The 23,311-nt window shown below is 73.4% G+C and carries 19 protein-coding genes; 5 read left to right on the top strand and 14 right to left on the bottom strand.

Annotation, left to right across the window (positions count from 1 at the left end):
* Positions 1-120 precede the first annotated feature (120 nt).
* A complete protein-coding gene (locus J7W19_RS24840; RefSeq protein ID WP_040890501.1) occupies positions 121-1,344 on the top strand; it encodes a protein-glutamine gamma-glutamyltransferase in 1,224 nt (407 codons plus the stop codon).
* Between the two features lie 70 nt (positions 1,345-1,414).
* Here J7W19_RS24840 and J7W19_RS24835 read toward each other — a convergent pair whose 3' ends face one another.
* The 4 genes from J7W19_RS24835 to J7W19_RS24820 all read right to left on the bottom strand — a co-directional run bounded on the left by J7W19_RS24835 (position 1,415) and on the right by J7W19_RS24820 (position 4,159).
* On the bottom strand, positions 1,415-1,810 hold the full coding sequence (locus J7W19_RS24835; RefSeq protein WP_004947357.1) for a cupin domain-containing protein: 396 nt from the start codon (positions 1,808-1,810) through the stop codon (positions 1,415-1,417).
* 56 nt (positions 1,811-1,866) lie between these two features.
* Positions 1,867-2,403 carry a DM13 domain-containing protein gene (locus J7W19_RS24830; RefSeq protein ID WP_051072643.1) on the bottom strand — a complete coding sequence of 179 codons (537 nt, stop codon included), beginning with the start codon at positions 2,401-2,403 and terminating at the stop codon, positions 1,867-1,869.
* 107 nt (positions 2,404-2,510) lie between these two features.
* Positions 2,511-2,933, bottom strand: a complete 423-nt coding sequence (locus tag J7W19_RS24825; protein WP_004947363.1) for a RidA family protein — start codon at positions 2,931-2,933, stop codon at positions 2,511-2,513.
* A complete protein-coding gene (locus J7W19_RS24820; RefSeq protein ID WP_004947366.1) occupies positions 2,930-4,159 on the bottom strand; it encodes an acyl-CoA dehydrogenase family protein in 1,230 nt (409 codons plus the stop codon). Before J7W19_RS24820 ends, J7W19_RS24825 begins: the two co-directional genes overlap by 4 nt.
* A 186-nt stretch (positions 4,160-4,345) precedes the next feature.
* On the opposite strand from J7W19_RS24820, the gene J7W19_RS24815 reads away from it, so the two are divergent.
* Positions 4,346-5,974, top strand: coding sequence for an AMP-binding protein (locus tag J7W19_RS24815; protein WP_004947368.1), 1,629 nt, complete (start codon positions 4,346-4,348; stop codon positions 5,972-5,974).
* Positions 5,967-6,815 carry a PaaX family transcriptional regulator gene (locus J7W19_RS24810; RefSeq protein WP_004947371.1) on the top strand — a complete coding sequence of 283 codons (849 nt, stop codon included), beginning with the start codon at positions 5,967-5,969 and terminating at the stop codon, positions 6,813-6,815. The genes J7W19_RS24815 and J7W19_RS24810 overlap by 8 nt, the downstream gene beginning before the upstream one ends.
* A gap of 125 nt (positions 6,816-6,940) precedes the next feature.
* Here J7W19_RS24810 and J7W19_RS24805 read toward each other — a convergent pair whose 3' ends face one another.
* The 5 genes from J7W19_RS24805 to J7W19_RS24785 all read right to left on the bottom strand — a co-directional run bounded on the left by J7W19_RS24805 (position 6,941) and on the right by J7W19_RS24785 (position 14,382).
* Entirely contained in the window at positions 6,941-9,181 is a 2,241-nt protein-coding gene (locus J7W19_RS24805; protein WP_004947374.1) for a bifunctional salicylyl-CoA 5-hydroxylase/oxidoreductase, read from the bottom strand.
* A 1-nt stretch (position 9,182) separates the two neighbouring features.
* The gene (locus J7W19_RS24800) at positions 9,183-10,127 is read right to left on the bottom strand and encodes an enoyl-CoA hydratase family protein (RefSeq protein ID WP_004947377.1); all 945 of its coding nucleotides are present in this window, start codon (positions 10,125-10,127) and stop codon (positions 9,183-9,185) included.
* Positions 10,128-10,198: 71 nt separating this feature from the next.
* Complete coding sequence (argF, locus tag J7W19_RS24795; protein WP_004947379.1) at positions 10,199-11,251, bottom strand: ornithine carbamoyltransferase; 1,053 nt, start codon at positions 11,249-11,251, stop codon at positions 10,199-10,201.
* A 350-nt stretch (positions 11,252-11,601) separates the two neighbouring features.
* The gene (locus J7W19_RS24790) at positions 11,602-12,828 is read right to left on the bottom strand and encodes an arginine deiminase (protein ID WP_004947382.1); all 1,227 of its coding nucleotides are present in this window, start codon (positions 12,826-12,828) and stop codon (positions 11,602-11,604) included.
* 69 nt (positions 12,829-12,897) lie between these two features.
* The gene (locus tag J7W19_RS24785; RefSeq protein WP_004947384.1) at positions 12,898-14,382 is read right to left on the bottom strand and encodes an MFS transporter; all 1,485 of its coding nucleotides are present in this window, start codon (positions 14,380-14,382) and stop codon (positions 12,898-12,900) included.
* A gap of 71 nt (positions 14,383-14,453) precedes the next feature.
* Here J7W19_RS24785 and J7W19_RS24780 point away from each other — a divergent pair, with 71 nt between their 5' ends.
* Positions 14,454-15,659 (top strand): GlxA family transcriptional regulator, encoded by a 1,206-nt coding sequence (locus tag J7W19_RS24780; RefSeq protein ID WP_233478171.1) that lies wholly within the window; start codon positions 14,454-14,456, stop codon positions 15,657-15,659.
* Between the two features lie 444 nt (positions 15,660-16,103).
* Here J7W19_RS24780 and J7W19_RS24775 read toward each other — a convergent pair whose 3' ends face one another.
* The 4 genes from J7W19_RS24775 to J7W19_RS24760 form a co-directional block, all read right to left on the bottom strand.
* The gene (locus J7W19_RS24775) at positions 16,104-18,827 is read right to left on the bottom strand and encodes a polynucleotide kinase-phosphatase (RefSeq protein WP_004948094.1); all 2,724 of its coding nucleotides are present in this window, start codon (positions 18,825-18,827) and stop codon (positions 16,104-16,106) included.
* Positions 18,824-20,338: a 3' terminal RNA ribose 2'-O-methyltransferase Hen1 gene (locus J7W19_RS24770; RefSeq protein WP_004948097.1), complete on the bottom strand. Its 1,515-nt coding sequence runs from the start codon at positions 20,336-20,338 to the stop codon at positions 18,824-18,826. Before J7W19_RS24770 ends, J7W19_RS24775 begins: the two co-directional genes overlap by 4 nt.
* Before the next feature lie 70 nt (positions 20,339-20,408).
* The gene (gene mmuM, locus J7W19_RS24765; protein WP_004948099.1) at positions 20,409-21,320 is read right to left on the bottom strand and encodes a homocysteine S-methyltransferase; all 912 of its coding nucleotides are present in this window, start codon (positions 21,318-21,320) and stop codon (positions 20,409-20,411) included.
* Positions 21,321-21,377: 57 nt separating this feature from the next.
* Positions 21,378-22,301 carry an LLM class F420-dependent oxidoreductase gene (locus tag J7W19_RS24760; protein ID WP_004948102.1) on the bottom strand — a complete coding sequence of 308 codons (924 nt, stop codon included), beginning with the start codon at positions 22,299-22,301 and terminating at the stop codon, positions 21,378-21,380.
* Between the two features lie 247 nt (positions 22,302-22,548).
* Here J7W19_RS24760 and J7W19_RS24755 point away from each other — a divergent pair, with 247 nt between their 5' ends.
* Positions 22,549-22,746, top strand: coding sequence for a hypothetical protein (locus J7W19_RS24755; protein ID WP_004948106.1), 198 nt, complete (start codon positions 22,549-22,551; stop codon positions 22,744-22,746).
* A gap of 59 nt (positions 22,747-22,805) precedes the next feature.
* Here the strand turns inward: J7W19_RS24755 and J7W19_RS24750 are convergent, their stop codons facing one another.
* Positions 22,806-23,264: a DUF6099 family protein gene (locus J7W19_RS24750; protein ID WP_004948109.1), complete on the bottom strand. Its 459-nt coding sequence runs from the start codon at positions 23,262-23,264 to the stop codon at positions 22,806-22,808.
* Positions 23,265-23,311 lie beyond the last annotated feature (47 nt).

Raw genomic sequence — 23,311 nt, 5'->3', positions numbered from 1 at the left:
CCGGCCGCGTTTTTCCGCCGCCGAAGGTGCGGCGACGCGTACCGAATCCCCCTTCATCGCGACGTGCTTCCGCACGGCCGCGTTCAACGATGTTCCACGACAAAGGAGTTGCAGGTTTCCATGCGCATACGCCGGAGAGCTCTCGTCTTCGCCACTATGAGTGCGGTGTTATGCACCGCCGGATTCATGCCGTCGGCCGGCGAGGCCGCCGCCGACAATGGCGCGGGGGAAGAGACGAAGTCCTACGCCGAAACCTACCGCCTCACGGCGGATGACGTCGCGAACATCAACGCGCTCAACGAAAGCGCTCCGGCCGCTTCGAGCGCCGGCCCGTCGTTCCGGGCCCCCGACTCCGACGACAGGGTCACCCCTCCCGCCGAGCCGCTCGACAGGATGCCCGACCCGTACCGTCCCTCGTACGGCAGGGCCGAGACGGTCGTCAACAACTACATACGCAAGTGGCAGCAGGTCTACAGCCACCGCGACGGCAGGAAGCAGCAGATGACCGAGGAGCAGCGGGAGTGGCTGTCCTACGGCTGCGTCGGTGTCACCTGGGTCAATTCGGGTCAGTACCCGACGAACAGACTGGCCTTCGCGTCCTTCGACGAGGACAGGTTCAAGAACGAGCTGAAGAACGGCAGGCCCCGGTCCGGCGAGACGCGGGCGGAGTTCGAGGGCCGCGTCGCGAAGGAGAGCTTCGACGAGGAGAAGGGCTTCCAGCGGGCGCGTGAGGTGGCGTCCGTCATGAACAGGGCCCTGGAGAACGCCCACGACGAGAGCGCTTACCTCGACAACCTCAAGAAGGAACTGGCGAACGGCAACGACGCCCTGCGCAACGAGGACGCCCGTTCCCCGTTCTACTCGGCGCTGCGGAACACGCCGTCCTTCAAGGAGCGGAACGGAGGCAATCACGACCCGTCCAGGATGAAGGCCGTCATCTACTCGAAGCACTTCTGGAGCGGCCAGGACCGGTCGAGTTCGGCCGACAAGAGGAAGTACGGCGACCCGGACGCCTTCCGCCCCGCCCCGGGCACCGGCCTGGTCGACATGTCGAGGGACAGGAACATTCCGCGCAGCCCCACCAGCCCCGGTGAGGGATTCGTCAATTTCGACTACGGCTGGTTCGGCGCCCAGACGGAAGCGGACGCCGACAAGACCGTCTGGACCCACGGAAATCACTATCACGCGCCCAATGGCAGCCTGGGTGCCATGCATGTCTACGAGAGCAAGTTCCGCAACTGGTCCGAGGGTTACTCGGACTTCGACCGCGGAGCCTATGTGATCACCTTCATCCCCAAGAGCTGGAACACCGCCCCCGACAAGGTAAAGCAGGGCTGGCCGTGATGTGAGCGGGGTGGAGGGGAGCCGGTTGCCCGGCTCCCCTCCACCCTCTCCCCCGCCACCACGAAAGTCGCTACAGCTCGTGTCCCGTCGTGCTGTCGACGTGCGCCGGGAGTTCGCCCTCGTGGCGGTCGCCCGTCGTCGGGGTGCCCGTGGGTTCGAACATGAGGATGGAGGCGCCCGGGGAGGACGGCTTGTGTTCGGTGCCCTTGGGCACCACGAAGGTGTCGCCCTTGTGCAGGCGCACCGTGTGTTCCGTTCCGTCGGAGTCGCGGAGCGCCACGTCGAAGCGGCCGTCCAGGACGAGGAAGAACTCGTCGGTGTCCTCGTGGACGTGCCAGACGTGCTCGCCTCGGGTGTGGGCGACGCGGACGTCGTAGTCGTTCATGCGGGCGACGATGCGCGGGCTGTAGACGTCGTCGAAGGAGGCGAGGGCCTTGGCGAGGTTGACGGGCTCGGTGTCGTTCATGGTCCGAGTCTCGGCGGGAGCCCGCCGCGGCGTCTTGTACGTTGCTGGCACGCCCGTCATGCCTTCATGAGGGCGCTCGCCCCGAAGGAGACGTCGAAGCGGTCGCACCAGATGCTGACGCTGGTGTAGCGGTCGAGGTCCAAGTCCCGTGGGAGCGCGTAGTTCTGGTCGCCCTTGTTGCCCTTCAGGGAGCCGAGGCTGACGTGGGCGCCGTCGTCGAAGACGTGCCAGCCCGCGCGGCCCGGTTTCACCGGTGCGTCGCTGAGGAGGACCTTCACATCCGGGCCGTTGCTCGTGTCGAGGCCCTCCAGGCGGAGGGTGCGGCTGCCGTCCGGGAGGCGGAGGACGCGGACGGTGCCGGAGGTGGTGTGTTCGTGGCTGATTAGGGTGCCCGTGGCCAGAGTGCGGGCGGAGGCGGTGGGTGCCGCCTCGTGGACCGTCTCGTTCTGCCAGAGCTTCCACGGCTGGAACCAGTAGGCCGCCGCCCCGGCCGCCAGGACCGCGACGCCCAGCGCCCCGGCGAAGAACGGTCGCCGCCACCACCGTCGTACCCGTACCTGCACCACTGTCCGTCTCCCGTCGTCTCGCGCCATCCGGACCCGTATGAAGCGCAACGTCCGGGACGGCCGGATTTCTCCCGCGACCGGAGCGGGCACGCGATCGAGGGATCGGCGGACCAGGGGATCAGGGGATCAGGGGGTCACGGCAGCACCGCCACCCCGTCCAGTTCCACCAGCGCCTCCTCGTCCCACAGGCGGACTACGCCGACCACCGCCATCGCCGGGTAGTCGCGTCCCGCGAGCCGGCGCCAGACACGGCCCAGCTCTCCCGCGCACGCGCGGTAGGCCGCGACGTCCGTCGTGTAGACGGTGACGCGGGCCAGGTCGGCCGGGGTGCCGCCGGTGGCCGCCAGGGCGGTGAGGAGGTTGGCCAGCGCGCGTTCGAACTGGGTGGGGAGGTCGGCCGGGAGCAGACGGCCCTCGGCGTCGAGGGCCGTCTGGCCGGCGAGGAAGACGAGACGGCCGCCCTCCGCCACCACCGCGTGCGAGAAGCCCCGGGGCGGGGAGAGTTGCGGCGGGTTGACGCGGGTCGGCCGGGCCGGGCCCCCGTCGGCCCCGGTCACCGGTACAGCTCCCTCGCGATGATCGTGCGCTGCACCTCGGTGGCGCCCTCGTAGATGCGCGTCGCCCGGACCTCCCTGTACAGGTGTTCCAGGAGGTGCCCCTGTTCCAGGCCGCGGGCGCCGTGGATCTGGAGGGCGGCGTCGACGACGTACTGGGCGGTCTCGGTGGCGTAGAGCTTGGCCATGGCCGAGCGGCCGGCGACGCCCGGTTCGCCCGCGTCGTAGGCGGTGGCGGCGGCGTGGACGAGGAGGGCCGCGGCCTCGGTGCGGGTGGCCATGTCGGCGAGCTGGTGCGAGACGGCCTGGAGGTCCTTCAACGGGCCCCCGAACGCGCGGCGTTCGGCGGCGTGGGTGAGCGCCACGCGCAGGGCCGCGCGGGACATGCCGACGGCGAACGCGCCGACGCTGGGACGGAAGAGGTCGAGGGTGCGCAGGGCGACGCCGAAGCCGCCGTCCACCTCGCCGAGGACGTCGTCGGGGCCGACGGGGACGCCGTCGAAGGTGAGCAGCCCGACGGGGTGCGGGGCGATCATGCGCAGGGGCCGGCCGCCGAGGCCCGGCCGGTCGGCCGGGACCAGGAACGCCGTGACGCCGTGCGCGCCGGCGTCGGGGCGGGTCCGGGCGAAAACGGTGTAGAAGTCGGCCTCCGGGGCGTTGGAGATCCACTGTTTCTCGCCGTGCAGCGTCCAGCCGGAGCCGGAGGCGGGCTCGGCACGCAGTCTCAGCGCGGCGGCGTCCGATCCCGCCTCCGGCTCGCTCAGCGCGAAGGCCGCGACGGCCCGTCCGGCGACGACCTCCGGCAGCCAGCGGGCGCGCTGCTTCTCCGTGCCGGCCTCGGCGATCGGATGAGCGCCGAGGCCCTGGAGGGCGAGGGCGGTCTCCGCCTCGGTGCACTCCTGGCCCAGGGCCTCGCGCAGCAGGCAGAGGTCGACGGCGCGGACGACGCCGTCCGGTGGGAAAACCCGGGCCAGCAGCCCGTGTTCGCCCAGCGCGGCCACCAGCGGACGGTTGACGCGCCCGGGTTCGGCCGCTTCGACGAGCGGACGGAGCCGGCGGGCGGCCAGGGTGCGTAACGTGGCGGTCCAGGCGCGCTGTTCGGGCCTGAGCGAGGCGAGCGGGGGGCGGCCCGGCGGGCGTTCAGCGGAGGTTTCCTCAGAGGCGCCTCGGGGGGTGCCTTGGGAGGTGTCTCGCGGGCCGTCCTGGAAGGTGTCTCGGGAGGAAGGCATCCTCGTCGGTCCTTTCGGAAGCGTGTGGTCCTTTGTCGCGCTCTGTTGACTGTCGTCACGGCCTCGTTACGCTGGCAGCGCATCCGTACGGCTGGCAAGTCCTCCCGCACCGCCCCCGGCCCCCGCGCGCCGCCGGCGGTCCCCCGCACCTCCACCCTTTCCCGGCACGAGGGGGCGCGACCCGTCATGGAGCTCATGCCGTCGGCCCACGTCGACACCTTCCCCCGCGACAGCCTCCCGCCGCCCGACCGATGGCCTGACCTGCCGTTCGGGCCGGACGTCCCGCGCTACCCGGACCGGCTCAACTGCGGCGCGGAGCTGCTGGACGCGACCGCGGCGCGGCTCGGCCCCGACCGGCCGGCGCTGCGGGACAAGTCCGGGAGCGTCTGGTCGTACGCCGAACTGTGCGAGCGTGTCGACCGGTTCGCGCACACGCTCACCACCGACCTGGGTGTCGTCCCCGGCAACCGCGTGCTGCTGCGCGGCCCCACCACCCCGCTCCTCGCCGCCTGCTGGCTGGCCGTGATGAAGGCGGGGGCGGTCGCCGTGACCGTGCCCGACGCGCAACGGGCCCGTGAGCTCGCCGAGATCTGCCGCATCGCCCGCGTACGGCACGCGCTCTGCGACGCGCGCTCCACCGGCGAGCTGGTCAAGGCGGCCGTTCCCGGGCTGCGGACGACGCCCTTCGGCGGCGGCTCACCCGGTGACCTGCTGCGGCTGTCGGCAAAGAAACCACCATCGTACGCCGCGGTGGCGACCTCGGCGGACGACGTCGCGCTGATCGCCTTCACCTCCGGGACCACCGGACCGCCCAAGGGCTGCCTGCACTTCCACCGGGACGTCCTCGCGGTCGCCGACACCTTCTCGGCGCGGGTGCTCCGGCCCCGGCCGGACGACGTCTTCGGCGGCAGCCCGCCGCTCGGCTTCACGTTCGGCCTCGGCGGGCTGCTGGTCTTCCCGCTGCGGGCCGGTGCCTCGGCCGTCCTCGCCGGCTGGTCGGGCGCCGGGCAGCTGCTCGCCGACGTCCAACGGCAGCGCGTGTCCGTGCTGTTCACGGCCCCGACGGCGTACCGGGCGATGCTCGACCGGATCGGCTCGTACAACACGTCGTCCCTCCGCAGATGCGTTTCCGCGGGCGAGCACCTGCCCGCCGCGCTCTGGCACGCCTGGCGGGCGGCCACCGGGCTGCCGTTGATCAACGGCATCGGTGCCACGGAGATGCTGCACATCTTCCTCGCCGCCGACGAAACGTCCCGCCCGGGCACGACCGGACGCCCGGTGCCCGGCTTCGAGACGCGGATCGTCGACGACACCGGCCGGCCGCTGCCCGACGGCTCGCCCGGGCTGCTGGCGGTGCGCGGCCCGGTCGGCTGCCGCTACCTCGCGGACGAGCGGCAGACGACGTACGTCCGGGACGGCTGGAACCTCACCGGCGACCGCTACGTCCGGGACCCCGATGGCTGCCACACCTTCCTCGGCCGCGCCGACGACATGATCGTCTCGGGCGGGCACAACGTCGCGGGCCCCGAGGTCGAGGAGACGCTGCTCCGCCACCCGGACGTGCTGGAGGCGGCCGTCACCGGGCGGCCGGACGAGCGGCGCGGCGAGGTCGTCGTCGCCCACGTGGTGCTCCGGCCCGGCGTCCCGCGCACCGGGCACACCGCCGACGACCTGCGCGAGTTCACCAAAAAGGAGATCGCCCCCTACAAGTGCCCTCGCGAGATCGTGTTCCTCGACGCGCTGCCGCGCACGCCCACCGGCAAACTCCAGCGGTTCCGGCTGCGTTCGGGCGCTTTACAGTTTCCCCGTGACTGACCACCAGCCGTCCCACACCCCCCGCTCGCTGATCGTCTCCTTCTACGGTGCGTACGGCCGCGGGGCCGCCGGGCGACCGGCCGGCCCGCTGCCGGTCGCGGCGCTGATCCGGCTGCTCGGCGCGGTGGGCGTGGACGCGCCCTCGGTGCGGTCGGCGGTCTCCCGGCTGAAGCGGCGCGGCCTGCTGACCTCCGGCCGGACGGCGGACGGCGCGGCCGGGTACGGACTGTCGGACGCGGCCCGGCAGTTGCTCGACGACGGCGACCGCCGGATCCTCGGCCGGCCCGCCACCCGTCCCGGCCACGGCTGGCTGCTCGCGGTCTTCTCCGTGCCGGAGGAGGAGCGGCACAAGCGGCACCTGCTGCGCTCGCGGTTGTCCCGGCTGGGCTTCGGCACGGCGGCACCGGGCGTCTGGATCGCTCCGGCGCATGTGCATGAGGAGACCCGGCACACGCTCGACCGGCTGGGCCTGGCCCCGTACGTCGACCTGTTCCACGGCCGGCACCTCGGCTTCGAGCCGACGGCGGAGGCGGTGGCCCGCTGGTGGGACCTGGACGCGCTGGCCCGCCGGCACCACGCGTTCCTGGAGGCGCACGAGCCCGTGCTGCGCCGCTGGGCGCGGCGGCGGCCGACGCCGCCCGAGGAGGCGTACCGGGACTACCTGCTGGCCCTCGACTCCTGGCGCCGCCTGCCGTACGCCGACCCGGGCCTCCCGGCGGCCGTGCTGCCCACGGGGTGGCCGGGCGTGCGCTCGGCGCGGGTGTTCACGGCGTTGCACCGGAGACTGCGGGACGCGGGCGAGACGTTTGTGGCAGGGGTGCTGGACAGGGGGGTCGGCTGATTTCAGTCCGTTGGGGGTGCCCCCGCTGGGGGAGATCGAGGACAACCGCGCGCAGCGCGGTTTCACAGGGGCTGCGGGGCACTCCCCCCGGAAACGGTGAAAGGGCGGGATGGGGGCGGCGCGCCCTACCCCCGCCGCCCGACCGGCGGCTTCCGGCTCCCCGCCCGGTACTGCACCGGCCAGGACACGCCCGGCCCGGCATACTCCTGCTCCGCCGCCGCGTGCAGCGTCCAGTGCGGGTCGTAGAGGTGCGGCCGGCCGAGGGCGCAGAGGTCCGCCCGTCCGGCCAGGATCAGTGAGTTGACGTCGTCCCACGACGAGATCGCGCCGACGGCGATCACCGGGACGCCCGCCTCGCTGCGTATCCGGTCGGCGAACGGCGTCTGGTACGACCGGCCGAACGCGGGCCGCTCGTCGGGGACGACCTGGCCCGTCGAGACGTCCACCGCGTCCGCGCCGTGCGCGGCGAAGGCGCGGGCGACGGTCACCGCGTCGTCGGCCGTCGTGCCGCCGGGCGCCCAGTCGGTCGCCGAGATCCGCACGGTCATCGGGCGGTCGGCGGGCCAGACGGCGCGTACCGCGTCGAAGACCTCCAAGGGGTAGGCGAGCCGGCGCGGGAGATCGCCGCCGTAGGCGTCGTCACGGTGGTTGGTGAGCGGGGAGAGGAAGGAGGAGAGCAGGTAGCCGTGGGCGCAGTGGAGTTCGAGCAGGTCGAAGCCGACCCGGGCGGCGGAGGCGGCGGCGTTCGCGAACTGCTCCCTGATCGCCCGCAGTTCGTCGGCGTCGAGTTCCCGTGGCACCTGACTGACGCCCGGCCGGTACGGCAGCGGTGACGGGCCCGCCACCGGCCAGCCGCCCTCCGGCAGGGGGTCGTCGATGCCCTCCCACATCAGCCGTGTCGAGCCCTTGCGCCCGGAGTGGCCGAGCTGGACGCCGACGGCCGTGCCGGGGGCCGCGGTGTGCGCGAAGTCGGTGATCCGGCGCCAGGCGGCCTCGTGTTCGGGGGCGTAGAGGCCGGTGCAGCCGGGGGTGATGCGCCCTTCGGGGCTGACGCAGACCATCTCCGTCATCACCAGCCCCGCGCCGCCGAGGGCGCGCGCCCCGAGGTGGACGAGGTGGAAGTCGCCGGGTGTGCCGTCGGTGGCGGAGTACATGTCCATCGCGGAGACCACGACGCGGTTGCGCAGCGTCAGTCCGCGCAGGGTGAAGGGGGTGAACATGGGCGGGGTTCCGGCCGGAACGCCCGCTTCCGCCTCGACGGCGGCGACGAACGCGGGGTCGCGGAGCCGCAGGTTGTCATGGGTGACGCGGCGACTGCGGGTGAGGAGGTCGAAGGCGAACCGGCGCGGCGTCCGGTCCCGGCGCCACTCCAGCTCCTCGAACCACTCCAGGCTCGCCCGGGCGGCGCGCTGGGTGGACTCGACGAGCGGGCGGCGCTCGGCCTCGTACGCCGCGAGGGCCGCCGGGACGTCCGGGTGCGCGGCCAGCTGCCCGGCCAGGGCGAGGGCGTCCTCGACGGCGAGCTTGGTGCCGGAGCCGATGGAGAAGTGGGCGGTGTGGGCGGCGTCGCCGAGCAGCACCGTACGGCCGTACGACCAGCGGGCGTTGACGACGGTGCGGAAGGCCGTCCAGGTGGAGCGGTTGGAGCGCAGGGGGCGCCCGCCCAGCGCGTCGGCGAAGAGGGCGGCGCACGCGCGGAGGGTCTCCTCCTCGGTGCGCCGGTCGAAGCCGGCCCGGCGCCAGACCTCCTCGCGCATCTCGACGATCACCGTGCTCGCGTCGGGGGCGTAGGGGTAGCCGTGCAGTTGCATCACGCCGTGCTCGGTCTCGGCGATCTCGAAGCGGAAGGCGTCGAAGGCGAAACCGGCGGAGAGCCAGATGTAGCGGCAGCGGTGGGTGGTGAGGGTGGGACGGAAGTGACCGGCGTGGGCGGCGCGGGTGGCGCTGTGGACGCCGTCGGCGGCGACGACGAGGTCGTGGCTGCGGGCGAGTTCGGCGGCGGGCGGCGCCTCCGTACGGAACCGCAGGTCGACGCCGAGGCCGCGGCAGCGCTCGTGCAGGATCCGCAGCAGCCGGTGGCGGCCGAGCGCGGCGAAGCCGTGGCCGCCGGAGCGCAGGGCCCGGCCCCGGCGGACGACGTCGATGGCGTCCCAGCGGACGAACGAGCGGCGGAGCGCGGCGTAGACGTCGGGGTCGGCGCCCTCGATGCCGCCGAGTGTCTCGTCGGAGAGGACGACACCGAAACCGAAGGTGTCGTCGGGGGCGTTGCGCTCCCAGAGGGTGACCTCGTGCCCCGGGTCCTGACGCTTCAACAAGGCGGCGGTGTAGAGCCCGCCGGGCCCGCCACCGATGACCGCGACCCGCATCTCAGACGCCCCGCCACCGCGGCGCCCGCTTGGCGGTGAACGCCGCGTGGAACTCGGCGTAGTCGGCGCTGTTCATCAGGAGCGCCTGGGTGGCGGCGTCGAGTTCGACGGCGGCGGAGAACGGCATGTCCAGCTCGGCGGCGAGCAGGGCCTTGGTCTGGGCGTGGGCGAGGGCGGGCCCGTCGGCCAGTCGGCGGGCCAGGGCGAGGGCCGCGTCGGCCGCCTCCCCCTCCGGCACCAACTGGCTGATCAGCCCGATGCGTTCGGCCTCGGCGGCGCGGACGGTGTCGCCCAGCATCAGCAGCCGGGTGGCGTGGCCGAGGCCGACGACGCGCGGCAGCAGGTAGGCGGCGCCCATGTCGCCGCCGGAGAGGCCGACCTTGGTGAAGAGGAAGGCGAACCGGGCCGTGGGGTCGGCGACGCGGAAGTCGGCGGCGAGGGCGAGGACCGCCCCGGCTCCGGCGGCGACGCCGTGCAGGGCCGCGACGACGGGGAACGGGCACTCGCGCAGGGCCCGGACGACCTGCCCGGTCATACGGTTGAAGTCGAGGAGCCGGCGGGTGTCCATGGCGAGCGTGGCGCCGATGATGGCGTCCACGTCCCCGCCGGAGCAGAACCCGCGCCCTTCACCGCCGAGGACCAGGGCCCGCACCGAGCCGTCGCGGGCGAGTTCGGGGAGCAGGTCGCGCAGGTCGGCGTAGGCGCCGAAGGTGAGGGCGTTGAGTTTGTCGGGGCGGGTGAGGGTGACGGTGGCGACACCGGAGTCCAGGGTCAGGCGCAGGTGCCGCCATGCGCCGGTCGTGGCCGCCGAGCCGGTGAAGGGGTTCGCCGGGGTGGTGGCCGGACTCGTGGGGTGGGACGTGTTCGACGGGCTCGGCGTATTCGGCGTGTGCGGTGCATCCGACGGGTGCGGCGGGTGCGACGGGCTCATGGGCGACGGGCTCATCGGGCGCGGCCTCCTTCAGCCGGGTGGGCTGGTGCCTGCCCGGCGAAGTTATCACCGTTGTGTGACTGTCGTCACGAGTGCGCGATGGGCACCGCGGCCTCCCCGGACTGCTCCGGCCCTTCCGGGCGGCCCAGGCAGGACACCAGGAGCGCCTTGATGGTGTGCATCCTGTTCTCGGCCTGGTCCCAGACGACGGAGTGGACGGACTCGAAGACCTCGTCGGTCACTTCGAGGGAGGTGAGGCCGTGCCGTTCGTGGATCTCCCGGGCGACCGAGGTGCCCAGGTCGTGGAAGGCGGGCAGGCAGTGCAGGAACTTCACGGCCGCGTTGCCGGTGGCCCGGAGGACATCCATGGTGACGGCGTACGGGGCGAGCAGCGCGATCCGCGCGTCCCACACCTCGCGCGGCTCGCCCATCGAGACCCAGACGTCGGTGGCGACGAAGTCGGCGCCCGCCACGCCCTCGGCGACGTCCCGGGTGAGCGTGACGCGGGCACCGCTCCAGCGGGCGAGCCGCCGCGCCTGCTCGACGACCTCGGGGTCGGGCCAGAGCTCCTCGGGGGCCACGATGCGGACGTCCATGCCGAGCAGGGCGCCGGTGACGAGGTAGGAGTTGCCCATGTTGTAGCGGGCGTCGCCGAGGTAGGCGAGGGCCACGTGCTCCAGGGGCTTGGCGGTGTGCTCGGAGATGGTGAGGACGTCGGCGAGCATCTGGGTGGGGTGCCACATGTCGGTAAGGCCGTTGAAGACCGGCACCCCGGCATACGCGGCGAGCTCCTCCAGCGTCTCCTGGGCGTGCCCCCGGTACTGGATGGCGTCGTACATCCGGCCGAGGACCCGAGCGGTGTCCTTGGCGGATTCCTTGTGGCCGAGCTGGGAGCCGGCGGGGTCCAGGTAGGTGGTGCGCGCGCCCTGGTCGGCGGCGGCGACCTCGAAGGCGCAGCGGGTGCGGGTGGAGGTCTTCTCGAAGACCAGCGCGATGTTGCGCCCGGTCAGCCGGGGCACCTCGGTACCGGCCCGCTTGGCCGCCTTCAGCTCGGCGGCCAGCTCGACGAGGGCGTGGAACTCCTCGGGGCTGAGATCCGTCTCCTTGAGCAGGCCGCGGCCCGCGAGGTCTGTGGCCATGAGGACTCCCTGAATGCCGTGCGCTCCCGGATGCGGCGCGTTCCCGTACGCCTCCGCACTGGAATGCTATGCGCTTGATCGCAATATTATGCACTCATCGTCTCATGGGGCATACACCGGCCCTTCATAGGCACCCACCGGCCCTCTCCGGGCATCCCCTCACAGGCACCCACCGGCCCTCTCCGGGCATCCCCTCACAGGCATCCACCGGTTCTCTCCAGGCATCCCTCACAGGCACCCACCGGTCCTCTCCAGGCATCTTTCACAGGCACCCACCGGTCTTCTCCCGGCATCCGCTCACAGGCGCCCACCGACACTTCAGTCCCACGGCCCGCACCCATGGACCCGCGCTACCCGACGGCATCCCGCTCCACCGGGCAGCTCATACAGCGCGGCCCGCCCCTCCCCCGGCCGAGTTCGCTGCCGGGGATGGTGATGACCTCGATCCCATGCTTGCGCAGGAAGGTGTTGGTCGTCGCGTTGCGTTCGTACGCCACGACCACGCCCGGCTCTATCGCCAGCACGTTGCACCCGTCGTCCCACTGCTCCCGCTCAGCCGCGTGGACATCCTGCGTCGCGGTGAGCACCCGGATCGAGTCCAGCCCCAGGGCGGCGGCGATGGCCCGGTGCATATGGGCCGGCGGGTGGTCGGTGACCTTCAGCTCCCGCTCGCCGACCCCGGGCTCGATGGTGTACGAGCGGAGCATGCCCAGCCCGGCGTACTGGGTGAAGGTGTCGCCGTCGACCATGGTCATCACCGTGTCCAGGTGCATCACGGCCCGGCGCTTGGGCATGTCCAGCGCCACGATGGTCCGGGCGGAACCGGTGGCGAACAGCCGGTGGGCCAGCATCTCCACGGCCTGCGGAGTGGTCCGTTCGCTCATCCCGATCAGCACCGCGCCCTGCCCGATGACCAGCACGTCCCCGCCCTCGATGGTCGACGGGTAGGCGGCCTGGCCCTCCGACCAGATGTGGAAGTCGTCCGCCGCGAACATCGGGTGGTGCCGGTAGACGGCCTCGTAGTGCACGGTCTCGTGCCAACGGGCGGGCCAGCGCATGGCGTTGATGCACACGCCGTCGTAGATCCAGGCGGAGGTGTCGCGGGTGAAGAGGTGGTTGGGCAACGGGTTGATCAGGAAATCGTCGAGGTCCATCACATGGAAGCGGACGGAGACGGGCTCGGCGTGCCGCTCCAGGAACTCGCGCTTGGTCATCCCGCCGACGAGCCAGGACGTCAGCTCGGGGGCGGGCATCCGCTCGAAGGCCGCGCGCAGCGGGCCGGTCGCCAGCGGGCCGTACTCCTTCTCGTCGAAGACCCGGTCCAGGACGAGCGTGCGCGCGGCGGGCACCCGCAGGCTCTCCTCCAGCAGGTCCCGGAAGAGGTGCACCTCGACGCCGCGCTCGCGCAGCACGTCGGCGAAGCCGTCGTGTTCGGCGCGGGCGCGGCGGACCCAGAGCACGTCGTCGAAGAGGAGGGCGTCCTTGTTGGACGGGGTGAGCCGCTTCAGCTCCAGGTCCGGGCGGTGCAGGATGACCCGCCGCAGCCGCCCGGCCTCGGAATCGACATGGAATCCCATCCCCCCATCCTCACCTGATTCAGGCGTGATCACCCCGAGTGGCGCGGGGGGAACCACGACGGAAGGACGTCAGACACCCGACGCACGGGCGGAAGGCTCGCGGCGGGGGAACGTCAGGCACGCCACGAGGGCGAGCGCGGCGGTGACCGCCGCGAACACCCATCCCGCACGGAGAGTGCCCAGGCCGAGGCGGTGGGCACCACCGCCCAGGGCGACGAGCACGGCCACGCCGAGGGCCGTGGCGCCCTGCCGGGACACCATGAGGACACCCGACCCCAGGGATATCCGGTCCTCCGGCAGCCGCCCGGCCGCCGCGAACATCACCGACTGGCAGAGCGCCGTGCCCACGCCCGCGAGGACGAGCCCGGGCAGGACCGCGGCGGCGTAGCGCGGCTCACCGTTCACGCTGGTCAGCCACCACAGCGGGGCGGCCGTGAAGCAGAGCGCGCCCAGGGTGGCGGCTCCCCGCTCCCCGATCGCCCGGACGACGCGGCCGGCCAGGGAGGAGACCACGAGCACCGTGCCCGGCCAGGGCGCGAGGGCGAGTCCGGAGCGCTGCACCGACCAGCCCCAGATGTCGGAGCAGAGCACGGACGCGGCGAGCAGCATGGCCGAGTACGCGAGGAAGTAGCAGAACAGCCCGAGGGTGGCGGCCGTGAAACCCCGGGTGCGGAACAGCGCCGGATCGACGACCGGCTCGGGAACGCGCCGCACGTGCCGGACGCCGAGCCCGGTCGCCACGATCCCGGCGGCGAGCACGCCGAGCGTGGCAGGCGAGGTGCGGCCCCAGTCGCCGGCCTCGACGACGGCGGTCGTCAGGGCGCCGACCGCGACGAACACCAGCAGCGTCCCGGGCGGGTCCCAGCTCCGCCGGGCGGCCGGGGCGGGACGCGGCAGCAGGCGGACGCCCGCCGCCAGGGCGGCCAGCACGACCGGGACGTTGATGAGGAAGACCCAGCGCCAGTCGGACGCGGCGAGCAGCCCGCCGAGCACCGGCCCGGCACTGGCCGCCACGGCGCTGATGGCCGTCCAGACGCCGACGGCCGTGGCGCGTTCGGCGGCGGGGAACGCGGGCAGCGCGAGGGAGAGGGAGGTGGGCACGAGCACGGCCGCGCCGACGCCCTGCGCGACCCGGGCGGCGACCAGCCACCCCAGGCCGGGCGCGAGCCCGCACCCGACGGAGGCCAGCCCGAACACGGTGAGGCCGATCAGGAACGACCGCCTCCGGCCGAGGACGTCGGCCAGCCGTCCGGCCGGGATCAGCAGTGCCGCGAGCACGATGGTGTACGCGTTGAGCACCCAGGAGAGCCCGGCCGCCGAGGCCGAGGAGAAGTCCTCGCCGATCACCGGGAAGGCGACGTTGATCGCGGAGACATCGAGGACGGCGAGGAACTGGGCTGCGGACGCGACGGCGAGAACCAGCCAGCGGCGGGGGTCAGCACGCGGTTCGGAGTGGTCTTCGGGGCGGGACTCGGAATGGGCTGCGGAGTGGGCTGCGGAACGGGCCGCGGACGGGGGGTCGAGCGATTTCACGTGCTCAGGCAGGGACTTCATGCACCCCAGCATCGGGAGATCGACGCACGGCCACGAGTGGCAGCAATGACAACGCCCGGTACATTACTGCCATGCCCTCGATCGCCGTGGCAGCCACTGACGGCATGCCCTTCTTCGAATTGGCCATTCCCTGCCATGTGTTCGGGACCGACGTCTTCGGCAGCGGCGGTGCCTTGGGGTGGAGCGCCGACTTCGGTCCTGGAGAAGCGTTGGGGCGGGGTGGCGGCTTCGGCCCGGAAGAGGCGTTCGGGCCCGTTGGCGTCGTCACCGCGGACAGCGCCACCGGAAGGGGTGCCGGTGATCACCGGGGCGTCGGGCGGTCGCGCCGTGCCGCCGCCCCGACCGGCTCCGCGCGGCCGGGCGACTCGCGCGGCCCGGACGGTGCCGAGTGGAACCGCCGAACGGCTCCCGAGGGCTGGTACGACCTGCGCGTCTGCGCCATCGACACGGCGGAGGGCGATGCGCGCGCCCGCTCGTGGTTCCGCGCGCGGACCCCCTACGGCGCCGACGACCTCGTCACCGCGGACACGGTCCTCGTCCCCGCCTCCGCCGACGTGTACGGCGACCCGCCGAGGGAGTTGGTGGACGCCCTGCGCGAGGCGCACCGGCGGGGCGCGCGGGTGGTGTCCCTGTGCTCCGGCGCGTTCACGCTCGCGGCCACCGGACTGCTGGACGGCCGGACGGCGACGACGCATTGGGGGTACGCGCGGCTGCTCGGCGAGCGCTACCCGGCGGTGCGGGTGGACCCGTCCGTGCTCTACGTCGACCACGGCGACGTCATCACCGGTGCGGGAGCGACCGCGAGCATCGACGTCTGCCTGCACCTCGTCCGCCAGGACTTCGGCGTCGAGGCCGCGAACGCGGTGGCCCGCCGGCTGGTCGCGCCGGCCCATCGGCCGGGCGGGCAGGCGCAGTTCATCCAGGCGCCGCTGTCCGAGCGGACCGACGACTCCCTGGCGCCCCTCCTCCACTGGGCCGCGCAACGACTGGCCGAACCCCTGACCGTCGCGGACCTCGCCCGCCAGGCACACACCAGCCCCCGCACCCTCATCCGCCGCTTCCACGCGGCGACCGGGACGACGCCGATGCAGTGGCTCCAGGCCCAGCGCATCGCGCGGGCACGGGAGTTGCTGGAGGCGAGCGACGCGTCCGTGGACCGCGTGGCCGAACTCTGCGGGCTGGGCACGGCGGCCAACCTCCGGCGCCGCTTCACCAAAGCGGTCGGCGTCCCGCCGAACGACTACCGGAGAACGTTCCGGGCCCGGCGGGTGGCGTAGACCCTCCACGCCGGGCGAAACCGCCGAACGTGCCGGACGGGCTGATTTCAGCCCGTTGGGGTCCCCCCTCTGGGGGAGTTTGAGGACGAGCGGCGAAGCCGCGAAAAGCGGGGTCTGGGGCGCAGCCCCAGGAAACGGCGAAAGGGCGGGGTTGGGGCCCTCACCCCCGCCCCCCAGGTACCGGATCGCACCGCACCACACCACACGCATCCGGACGTTCCGGCGGCTGACGGCTGGCGGCTGGCGGCTGGCGGCTGGCGGCTGGCGGCTGGCGGCTGGCGGCTGGCGGCTGGCGGCACGTCTACCTCGGTACGTCCCCTCGGGAGCGCGCACCGGCGAGACGAGCCGATCCGTGTCGCCGGCCGTCCGCCGGGACGCCCGTCCGGCACGGCCGGCGACACCGACGGCCCGTACGGCCGCCATCCGCACCCCACCCCCGTCGCCTCACAGCCTCGGATCGACCGGCTCCGACTCCAGGGCCAGCACCGCGAACACCGCCTCGTGCACCCGCCACAGCGGCTCCCCGTCGGCCAGCCGGTCCAGGGCCTCGAGGCCCAGCGCGTACTCGCGCAGGGCCAGCGACCGCTTGTGGCCGAGGTGGCGGTTGCGGAGGCGGGCGAGGTTGTCCGGGCGGGTGTACTCGGGGCCGTAGACGATCCGCAGGTACTCCCGGCCCCGGCACTTGACGCCCGGCTGAACGAGGCCGCCGTCCTCCTTGCGGAGGTACGCCTGGAGGGGCTTGACCACCATGCCCTCGCCGCCGTCGGCCGTGAGGTCCAGCCACCATCGGACGCCGGCGGCCACGGACGCCTCGTCCTCCGTGTCGACGACGAGCCGGCGCGTGGGGGCGAGGACGCGGTTGACCCACGGGCGGCGGTAGCCGCAGGGCTGGTTGCCGAGCGCGGCGCCGATCTCCTCGGCCTCGATCATCCGGTCGATGAGGCCCAGTTGCTCGTCGTGCGGCAGCCGGGTGAGGGACCGGCCCTCGGCGGCGAGTATCTGGAACGGCGCCAGCCGTATGCCGTCGAGCCCGTCCGTCCGCCGGGTGCCGGCGGGACGCGGCAGCTCGTCGGGGGACGGCTCGCCGGGCCAGCCACGCGTGGTGTCGCCGACCGGCCAGCAGTATCGTCCGTACGCCTCCGTGAACGCGGCCGCGTCGGCCGCGCGTTCCTTTTGGCGCCCGAGCAGGCCCTCGACTTCCACGCCGCGGGCCGCCGCGCTCTCCAGCGCGGCCAGCGCCGCGGGGAAGACGGCGCGGGAGGCGGCGCCCACGGCCGCGTACTGGCTGCGCAGCAGCCCGCCCGCCTTGAGGGACCAGGGCATCAGCTCGGCGTCCAGCAGCAGCCAGTCCGTGCCCAGCTCCTGCCACAGCCCGGCGCCGCCCACGCTCTGCGCCACCCGCGTCAGCAGCCGCCGCGCGGTCTCCTGGTCGTCGAAGAACGGCCGGCCGGTGCGGGTGACGACCGCCCCGGGGACGCCTTCCGGCGTGTGGAACCGCTCGTGGGCCGTCTCCGCGTCGCGGCAGACCAGGACCACCGCCCGCGATCCCATGTGCTTCTCCTGGCAGACGACCCGCCGGACCCCTTCCGCACGGTAGGCCGCGAACGCCTCGGCCGGGTGCTCCAGGTAGCCGTCCTCACGCGAGGTGGCGCAGGGCGCCATCGTCGGCGGCAGATAAAGCAGTTGGCGGGGATCCACGGCGAAGCGGCTCATCACCTCCAGTGCCGCCGCGGCGTTCTCCTCCTTCACGGCGAGCCGGCCCATGTGCCGGGTCTCGACCACGCGGCGCCCGGTGACGTCGGCGAGGTCGAGGGGCCTTCCGTCGCCGCCGCCGGGCGCGTCCTGGGCCAGCGGCCTGGTCGGTTCGTACCAGACCCGCTCGGCGGGCACGTCCACCAGCTCGCGCTCGGGCCAGCGCAGCGCGGTCAGCTTGCCGCCGAAGACGGCTCCGGTGTCGAGGCAGATGGTGTTGTTGAGCCACGTGGCGCTGGGGACGGGGGTGTGGCCGTAGACGACGGCGGCCCGGCCGCGGTAGTCCTCGGCCCACGGGTAGCGCACGGGCAGGCCGAACTCGTCGGTCTCCCCCGTCGTGTCGCCGTACAGCGCGTGCGAGCGGACGCGGCCGGAGGTGCGCCCGTGGTACTTCTCGGGCAGACCGGCGTGGCAGACCACGAGCGCCCCGCCGTCCAGCACGTAGTGGCTGACCAGCGACCGGATGAAGGCGTGGGCGCGCTCCCGGAACTCGGGCTCCTCCCGCTCCAGTTGCTCGATCGTCTCCGCCAGGCCGTGGGTGTGCCGGACGGTGCGTCCGGACAGGTGGCGGCCGAGCTTGTTCTCGTGGTTGCCGGGGACGCACAGGGCGTGCCCGGCCTCGACCATGCCCATTGCCAGGCGCAGCACGCCGGGGCTGTCCGGGCCGCGGTCGACCAGGTCGCCGACGAACACGGCGGTGCGCCCCGCCGGGTGGGCGGCGTCCACGGGCCGGCCCCGGTCGTCGCGCTCGATGCCGTAGCCGAGCCGGGTGAGCAGGGTCTCCAGCTCGGCGCGGCAGCCGTGCACGTCACCGATGATGTCGAAGGGACCGGTGAGGTGGCGCAGGTCGTTGAAGCGCCGCTCCCGGACGATCTCGGCGGTCTCGACCTGCCCCGCTCCGCGCAGGACGTGCACCTTGCGGAACCCCTCGCGTTCCAGGTGCCGGAGAGAGCGGCGGAGTTCGCGCTGGTGGCGCTGGATGACGCGGCGCGGAAGCGCTGCCCGGTCCGGACGGGTGGCGTTGCGGGCGGCGCAGACCTCCTCGGGGACGTCGAGGACGATGGCGACGGGCAGCACGTCGTGCTCGCGGGCAAGCCGGACCAGGTGCTTGCGCGCCTCCGGCTGGACGTTGGTCGCGTCCACCACGGTGAGCCGCCCGGCGGCGAGCCGTTTGCCGGCGATGTAGTGCAGGACGTCGAAGGCGTCCGGGGTCGCCGCCTGGTCGTTGGTGTCGTCGCTGACCAGCCCCCGGCATGTGTCGGAGGAGAGCGTCTCGGTGGGCGCGAAGTGCCGGGCGGCGAAGGTGGACTTGCCGGAGCCGGTGGCGCCGACGAGGACCACGAGGGAGAGGTCGGGCACGGCGAGGGTGCGTACCTCCGCGTCCGGTGCGCTGTGCGGGGTGACGGTGGTGCTCATGCGGCCTTCGCCTCCTTCGGGGTCGGGTCGTGGTCAGAGCCGGTGGGCGAGCCGCCCGGGCCGACGTCATGGTTGGTGTCGCGCCGGAAGACCGCCATCTGGGTCGGCGGCCCGACCTCGGGGTCGTCGGGGCCCACGGGGTGGAAGTCCGCGCGGTAGCCGTACCGTTCGGCCACCGCTCCGGCCCAGCCGCGGAACTCCTCGCGCGTCCACTCGAAGCGGTGGTCCGCGTGCCGGACGTGCCCGGCGGGCAGGGACTCCCAGCGGACGTTGTACTCCACGTTCGGGGTGGTGACGACGACGGTCCCGGGGCGCGCGGCCCCGAACACCGCATGCTCCAGCGCCGGCAGCCGCACCGGGTCGACGTGCTCGACGACCTCGCTGAGGACGGCGGCGTCGTAACCGGCCAGGCGCCGGTCGGTGTAGGCGAGCGAACCCTGGAAGAGGCGCACCCGCGCGGCCTGCCGCTCGTGCATCCGGTCCAGGCGCAGCCTCCGCGACGCCTCCCGGAGCGCGCGCACCGACACGTCGACGCCCACGACCTCGGTGAACCGGGCGTCCTTGAGCAACTCCCCCACCAACTGCCCCTGTCCGCAGCCCAGATCGAGCACCCGGGCGGCACCGGCGGCGCGCAGGGCTCCGACGATGGCCTCGCGCCGCCGGACGGCCAGCGGCACCGGCTTCTCCTCGGTGTCCACCGTCTCGTCCACGGCGTTGTCGATCTCCTCCGGCTCCGTGCCCTCGGCCTCGGCGAGCCGCGCCAGGGCGAGGCGTTCGAGCGCGTCCCGGGCGAGGGACCGGCGGCGGGCGAGAAAACGGTCGGCGATCAGCCGCCGCTCCGGGTGCCCGGCCAGCCATCCCTCGCCGGAGCGGAGCAGCTTGTCCACCTCGTCCGGGGCGACCCAGTAGTGCTTGGCGTCGTCCAGCACCGGCAGCAGCACATAGAGCTGCCGCAGCGCGTCGGCGAGCAGGTGCTCGCCCTCCAGCAGCAGCGCGACGTACCGGGAGTCACCCCACTCCGGGAACCGCTCGTCCAGCGGCAGCGGCCGTGCCGTCACCGACCAGCCCAGCGGCGCGAAGAGGCGCTCCACCAGACCGGCACCGCCGCGCGCGGGCACCACCGGCAGCTCGATCCGCAACGACCGTCGCTCCTCGACGAGTTCGGGTCGTGCGGCGCACTTCCCCTTCATCGCGCTGGAGAAGACACTGCCCAGGGCCACGGCCAGCAGGGAGGACGCGGCGTACGGCCGGTCGTTGACGTACTGCGCGAGCGCCGCGTCGGGCGCGCCGCCGCGCCCCTTCCCGCCGCCCCGCCGTACCAGCGCCACGGGGTCGACCTCCAGCAGCAGCGCCACCGTGCAGCGCTCCGCCGTCGCCTCCGGGTAGAAGACGTGCGCGGTGCCGTGGGAGGTCGAGAACCGCTGCGCCCGCGTGGGATGCTTGTGCAGCAGAAAGCCCAGGTCGGTCGCGGGAACGTCGTCATGGCCGGTCGTACTGATGGTGAGGAACACGCGTCCGAGTATCGCCGCGGGTCCGCCTCTTTCCCCACCCGTTTTCCGACCGCCGCCCGTCGGCGGCCCCTCAGCCCCGCCCCTCCATCCGGGCGGCCAGCTCCGCGATTCGCTCCGGCCCGACGCAGCAGCAGCCACCGACGAGCCGCGCTCCCGCGGCCACCCAGGCGTCCGCCCGCCCGGCGTCGAAGGCGGGCCGCCCGCGCCACCGCCGTGCCTCGTCATCCCATCCCTCCCCGCTGTTCGGATACACCACGACCGGCTTGCCGGTCACTCGTGCCGCGACCCGCACGGCGTCCTCCACCTCGCCCGGTTCACAGCAGTTGACGCCCACGGCGACGACCTGGTCGTTCCCCGCGGCGAGCGCGAACGCCTCCGCCAGCGGCTGCCCGGCCCGGGTCCGTCCGCCGGCGCAGCTGTACGACAGCCAGACCGGCACCCCGCACCCGCGCACGGCCCGCAGCAGCGCCCGCCCCTCGTCGGCGTCCGGCACCGTCTCCAGCGCCAGGACGTCCGGCCCGGCCTCGGCCAGCACCTCGATCCGCGGCCGGTGGAAGCGCTCCAGCTCCGCCACCCCCAGCCCGTACCGCCCCCGGTACTCACTGCCGTCCGCGAGCATCGCCCCGTACGGGCCGACGGACGCGGCGACCCACACCTCCCGCTCCCCTTCGGCCGCCGCCCGCCGCGCCAGCGCGACGCTGCGCCGCAGCAGCCCGGCCGTCTCCTCCCGGCCGACGCCCCGCCGGGCGAACCCTTCGAAGGTGGCCTGGTAGCCGGCGGTGATGAGCACCCGCGCCCCCGCCCGTACATAGGCCGCGTGCGCCCGCTCGATCTGCTCCGGCCCGTCCGCCAGCAGCCGGGCCGACCAGAGCGCGTCGGACAGGTCGCAGCCCTGTGCCTGCAGTTGGTTGGACAGCCCGCCGTCGAGAACGAGCGGCTCGCGTGCGAGCGCGGTGGCGAGCGGTGTACGGGGTGGGGTCATCGCGATTGGGTCCTTGCTTCCCGGGCGCTTCCGGGGTTCCTCCCTTCCGTTCCGTTCTCAGCCCAGCTGTGCCTGGACCTCGGCGGAGATCAGTTCCAGGTGGTCGAGGTCGTCCAGGTCCAGGATCTGGAGGTAGACCCGGGACGCCCCGATCTCCGCGTACCGGCCGATCTTGTCGACCACCTCGGCCGGCGAGCCCGCCAGACCATTGGCCTTGAGCTCCTCGACCTCCCGCCCGATGGCCGCCGCCCGCCGCGCCACCTCGGCGTCGTCCTTGCCCACGCACACCACCAGGGCGTTGGAGTACACCAGGTCGTCCGGCTTGCGTCCCGCCTCCTCGGCGGCCGCCCGCACCCGGCCGAACTGCCGCTCGCTGTCCGCCACGGACGCGAAGGGGACGTTGAACTCGTCGGCGTAGCGGGCGGCGAGCCGCGGCGTCCGGGACGCCCCCAGGCCGCCGATCAGCACCGGCACCTTGGGCTGTGCGGGCTTGGGCAGGGCCGGCGAGTCGGCCAGCCGGTAGTATTTACCCTCGAAATCGAACGTCGCGCCCACCTCCGTTTCCCACAGTCCCGTGACGATCGCCAGCTGTTCCTCCAGGCGCCCGAACTTCTCCTTGGGGAAGGGGATGCCGTACGCCGTGTGCTCCGCCTCGTACCAGCCCGCGCCCAGACCCAGCTCGACGCGGCCGCCCGACATCCGGTCCACCTGCGCCACCTGGATGGCCAGCACGCCCGGCAGCCGGAAGGTGCCCGCGGTCATGAGCGTCCCGAGCCGGATCCGCCTGGTCTCCCGGGCCAGCCCGGCCAGGGTGATCCAGGCGTCGGTGGGCCCGGGCAGGCCGTCGGAGGAACCCATGGCCAAATAGTGGTCGGATCGGAAGAAGGCGTCGAAGCCGAGGTCTTCGGTGGCCTTGGCGACGGTGAGGAGGGTGTCGTAGCTCGCCCCCTGCTGGGGCTCGGTGAAAATGCGCAGGTCCATACGGTCCATCCTGCACCTTCGAACACAGGTCAACGCACCGCCCCCGCGCCGCCGCACCGACCCCTGTCGGGTGAATCTCACCCACTCTCACCGACCGTCCCGGCACCGGCCAGTGTCCGGCCCGGACGGTGATCGTTGGCTTCGGCGGAGCCGGACCGCCCGGCCCGCGCACCGGTTTTCCCCGCCGGAGGCGACGACCGCGACACCGCTCCTCCGCCCGGGAGGAGCCCAGGGCCGAGGAGGCCGTATGCACCAGGAAGCCGTGCCCGCCGAGGCGGTGCCCCAACAGGCCGCTTCCCCACGCCAGGACCCACCCAAGGGACTGCTGCAACAGATGGAGGAGCTGATGGCGGCGCTGAACGCCGATCTGTCGCGTCTCGACGCCGACCTGCAGTCCTCGACCGCGAGGCCCGCGCCCTCCCGCGAGGACACCGCCGACGGCTGACCGCCGGCGTCGCGCACCGTACCCCCGGCCGCGCCCCGGCCGACATCCCACGCCGTACCTCACGCGGCACCCCCTCTCTCCCGCAGGGCGAGCCGTCTCAGCAGCCCGCCCACCCGGTCCCCGGTCTCGTCGGCCGCGTCTATCGCCTCGATGCACTGCCAGTAGAGGCCGTCCTCCTCGCAGGCACAGGCCACGCCGACCAGGGCGATACCCACGTCACCGAGGAGCGCGGCGAGGCCCGTCAACACCCCCCAGGGGTCGCGGACGGCCGAGAGCCGCGCCGCGCGTAAGCCTCCGGAGCGCAGGGCGACCTGCCGCAGCGCTCCGGAGGCCCGGCCGCCGGCCTCGCTCAGCCCGCACGCCGCGGCCCGCGCCTCGAAGGGGCCGTGCGCGGCCAGGTGACCACCCACAGCCTGGGCCAAGGCTTGGGTCTGCCATGCCTCGGCGACGATGTCCTGCATCGTCCTGGCTTCGGCCAGGGCGAGCCGGGTGGCCTCGATCAACCGCAGTGCGTCCATTGCCGGTCCCCCAGTTTCCGCCTGTGCGCTCTCACTACCCAGAGTGA

Origin of the sequence: Streptomyces mobaraensis NBRC 13819 = DSM 40847 (genome assembly GCF_017916255.1) — a bacterium.
Lineage (GTDB): Bacteria > Actinomycetota > Actinomycetes > Streptomycetales > Streptomycetaceae > Streptomyces > Streptomyces mobaraensis.
The sequence above is the reverse complement of the archived record's forward strand: the minus strand, read 5'-3'. Positions and strand labels throughout refer to the sequence as shown.

Coding starts and splice junctions, on each gene's coding strand:
- J7W19_RS24840 (WP_040890501.1), top strand. CDS start 121: ATGCGCATACGCCGGAGAGCTCTCGTCTTCGCCACTATGAGTGCGGTG.
- J7W19_RS24835 (WP_004947357.1), bottom strand. CDS start 1,810: ATGAACGACACCGAGCCCGTCAACCTCGCCAAGGCCCTCGCCTCCTTC.
- J7W19_RS24830 (WP_051072643.1), bottom strand. CDS start 2,403: ATGGCGCGAGACGACGGGAGACGGACAGTGGTGCAGGTACGGGTACGA.
- J7W19_RS24820 (WP_004947366.1), bottom strand. CDS start 4,159: ATGCCTTCCTCCCGAGACACCTTCCAGGACGGCCCGCGAGACACCTCC.
- J7W19_RS24815 (WP_004947368.1), top strand. CDS start 4,346: ATGGAGCTCATGCCGTCGGCCCACGTCGACACCTTCCCCCGCGACAGC.
- J7W19_RS24805 (WP_004947374.1), bottom strand. CDS start 9,181: ATGCGGGTCGCGGTCATCGGTGGCGGGCCCGGCGGGCTCTACACCGCC.
- J7W19_RS24800 (WP_004947377.1), bottom strand. CDS start 10,127: ATGAGCCCGTCGCCCATGAGCCCGTCGCACCCGCCGCACCCGTCGGAT.
- argF (WP_004947379.1), bottom strand. CDS start 11,251: ATGGCCACAGACCTCGCGGGCCGCGGCCTGCTCAAGGAGACGGATCTC.
- J7W19_RS24790 (WP_004947382.1), bottom strand. CDS start 12,828: ATGGGATTCCATGTCGATTCCGAGGCCGGGCGGCTGCGGCGGGTCATC.
- J7W19_RS24785 (WP_004947384.1), bottom strand. CDS start 14,382: ATGAAGTCCCTGCCTGAGCACGTGAAATCGCTCGACCCCCCGTCCGCG.
- J7W19_RS24780 (WP_233478171.1), top strand. CDS start 14,454: ATGCCCTCGATCGCCGTGGCAGCCACTGACGGCATGCCCTTCTTCGAA.
- J7W19_RS24775 (WP_004948094.1), bottom strand. CDS start 18,827: ATGAGCACCACCGTCACCCCGCACAGCGCACCGGACGCGGAGGTACGC.
- mmuM (WP_004948099.1), bottom strand. CDS start 21,320: ATGACCCCACCCCGTACACCGCTCGCCACCGCGCTCGCACGCGAGCCG.
- J7W19_RS24760 (WP_004948102.1), bottom strand. CDS start 22,301: ATGGACCTGCGCATTTTCACCGAGCCCCAGCAGGGGGCGAGCTACGAC.
- J7W19_RS24755 (WP_004948106.1), top strand. CDS start 22,549: ATGCACCAGGAAGCCGTGCCCGCCGAGGCGGTGCCCCAACAGGCCGCT.
- J7W19_RS24750 (WP_004948109.1), bottom strand. CDS start 23,264: ATGGACGCACTGCGGTTGATCGAGGCCACCCGGCTCGCCCTGGCCGAA.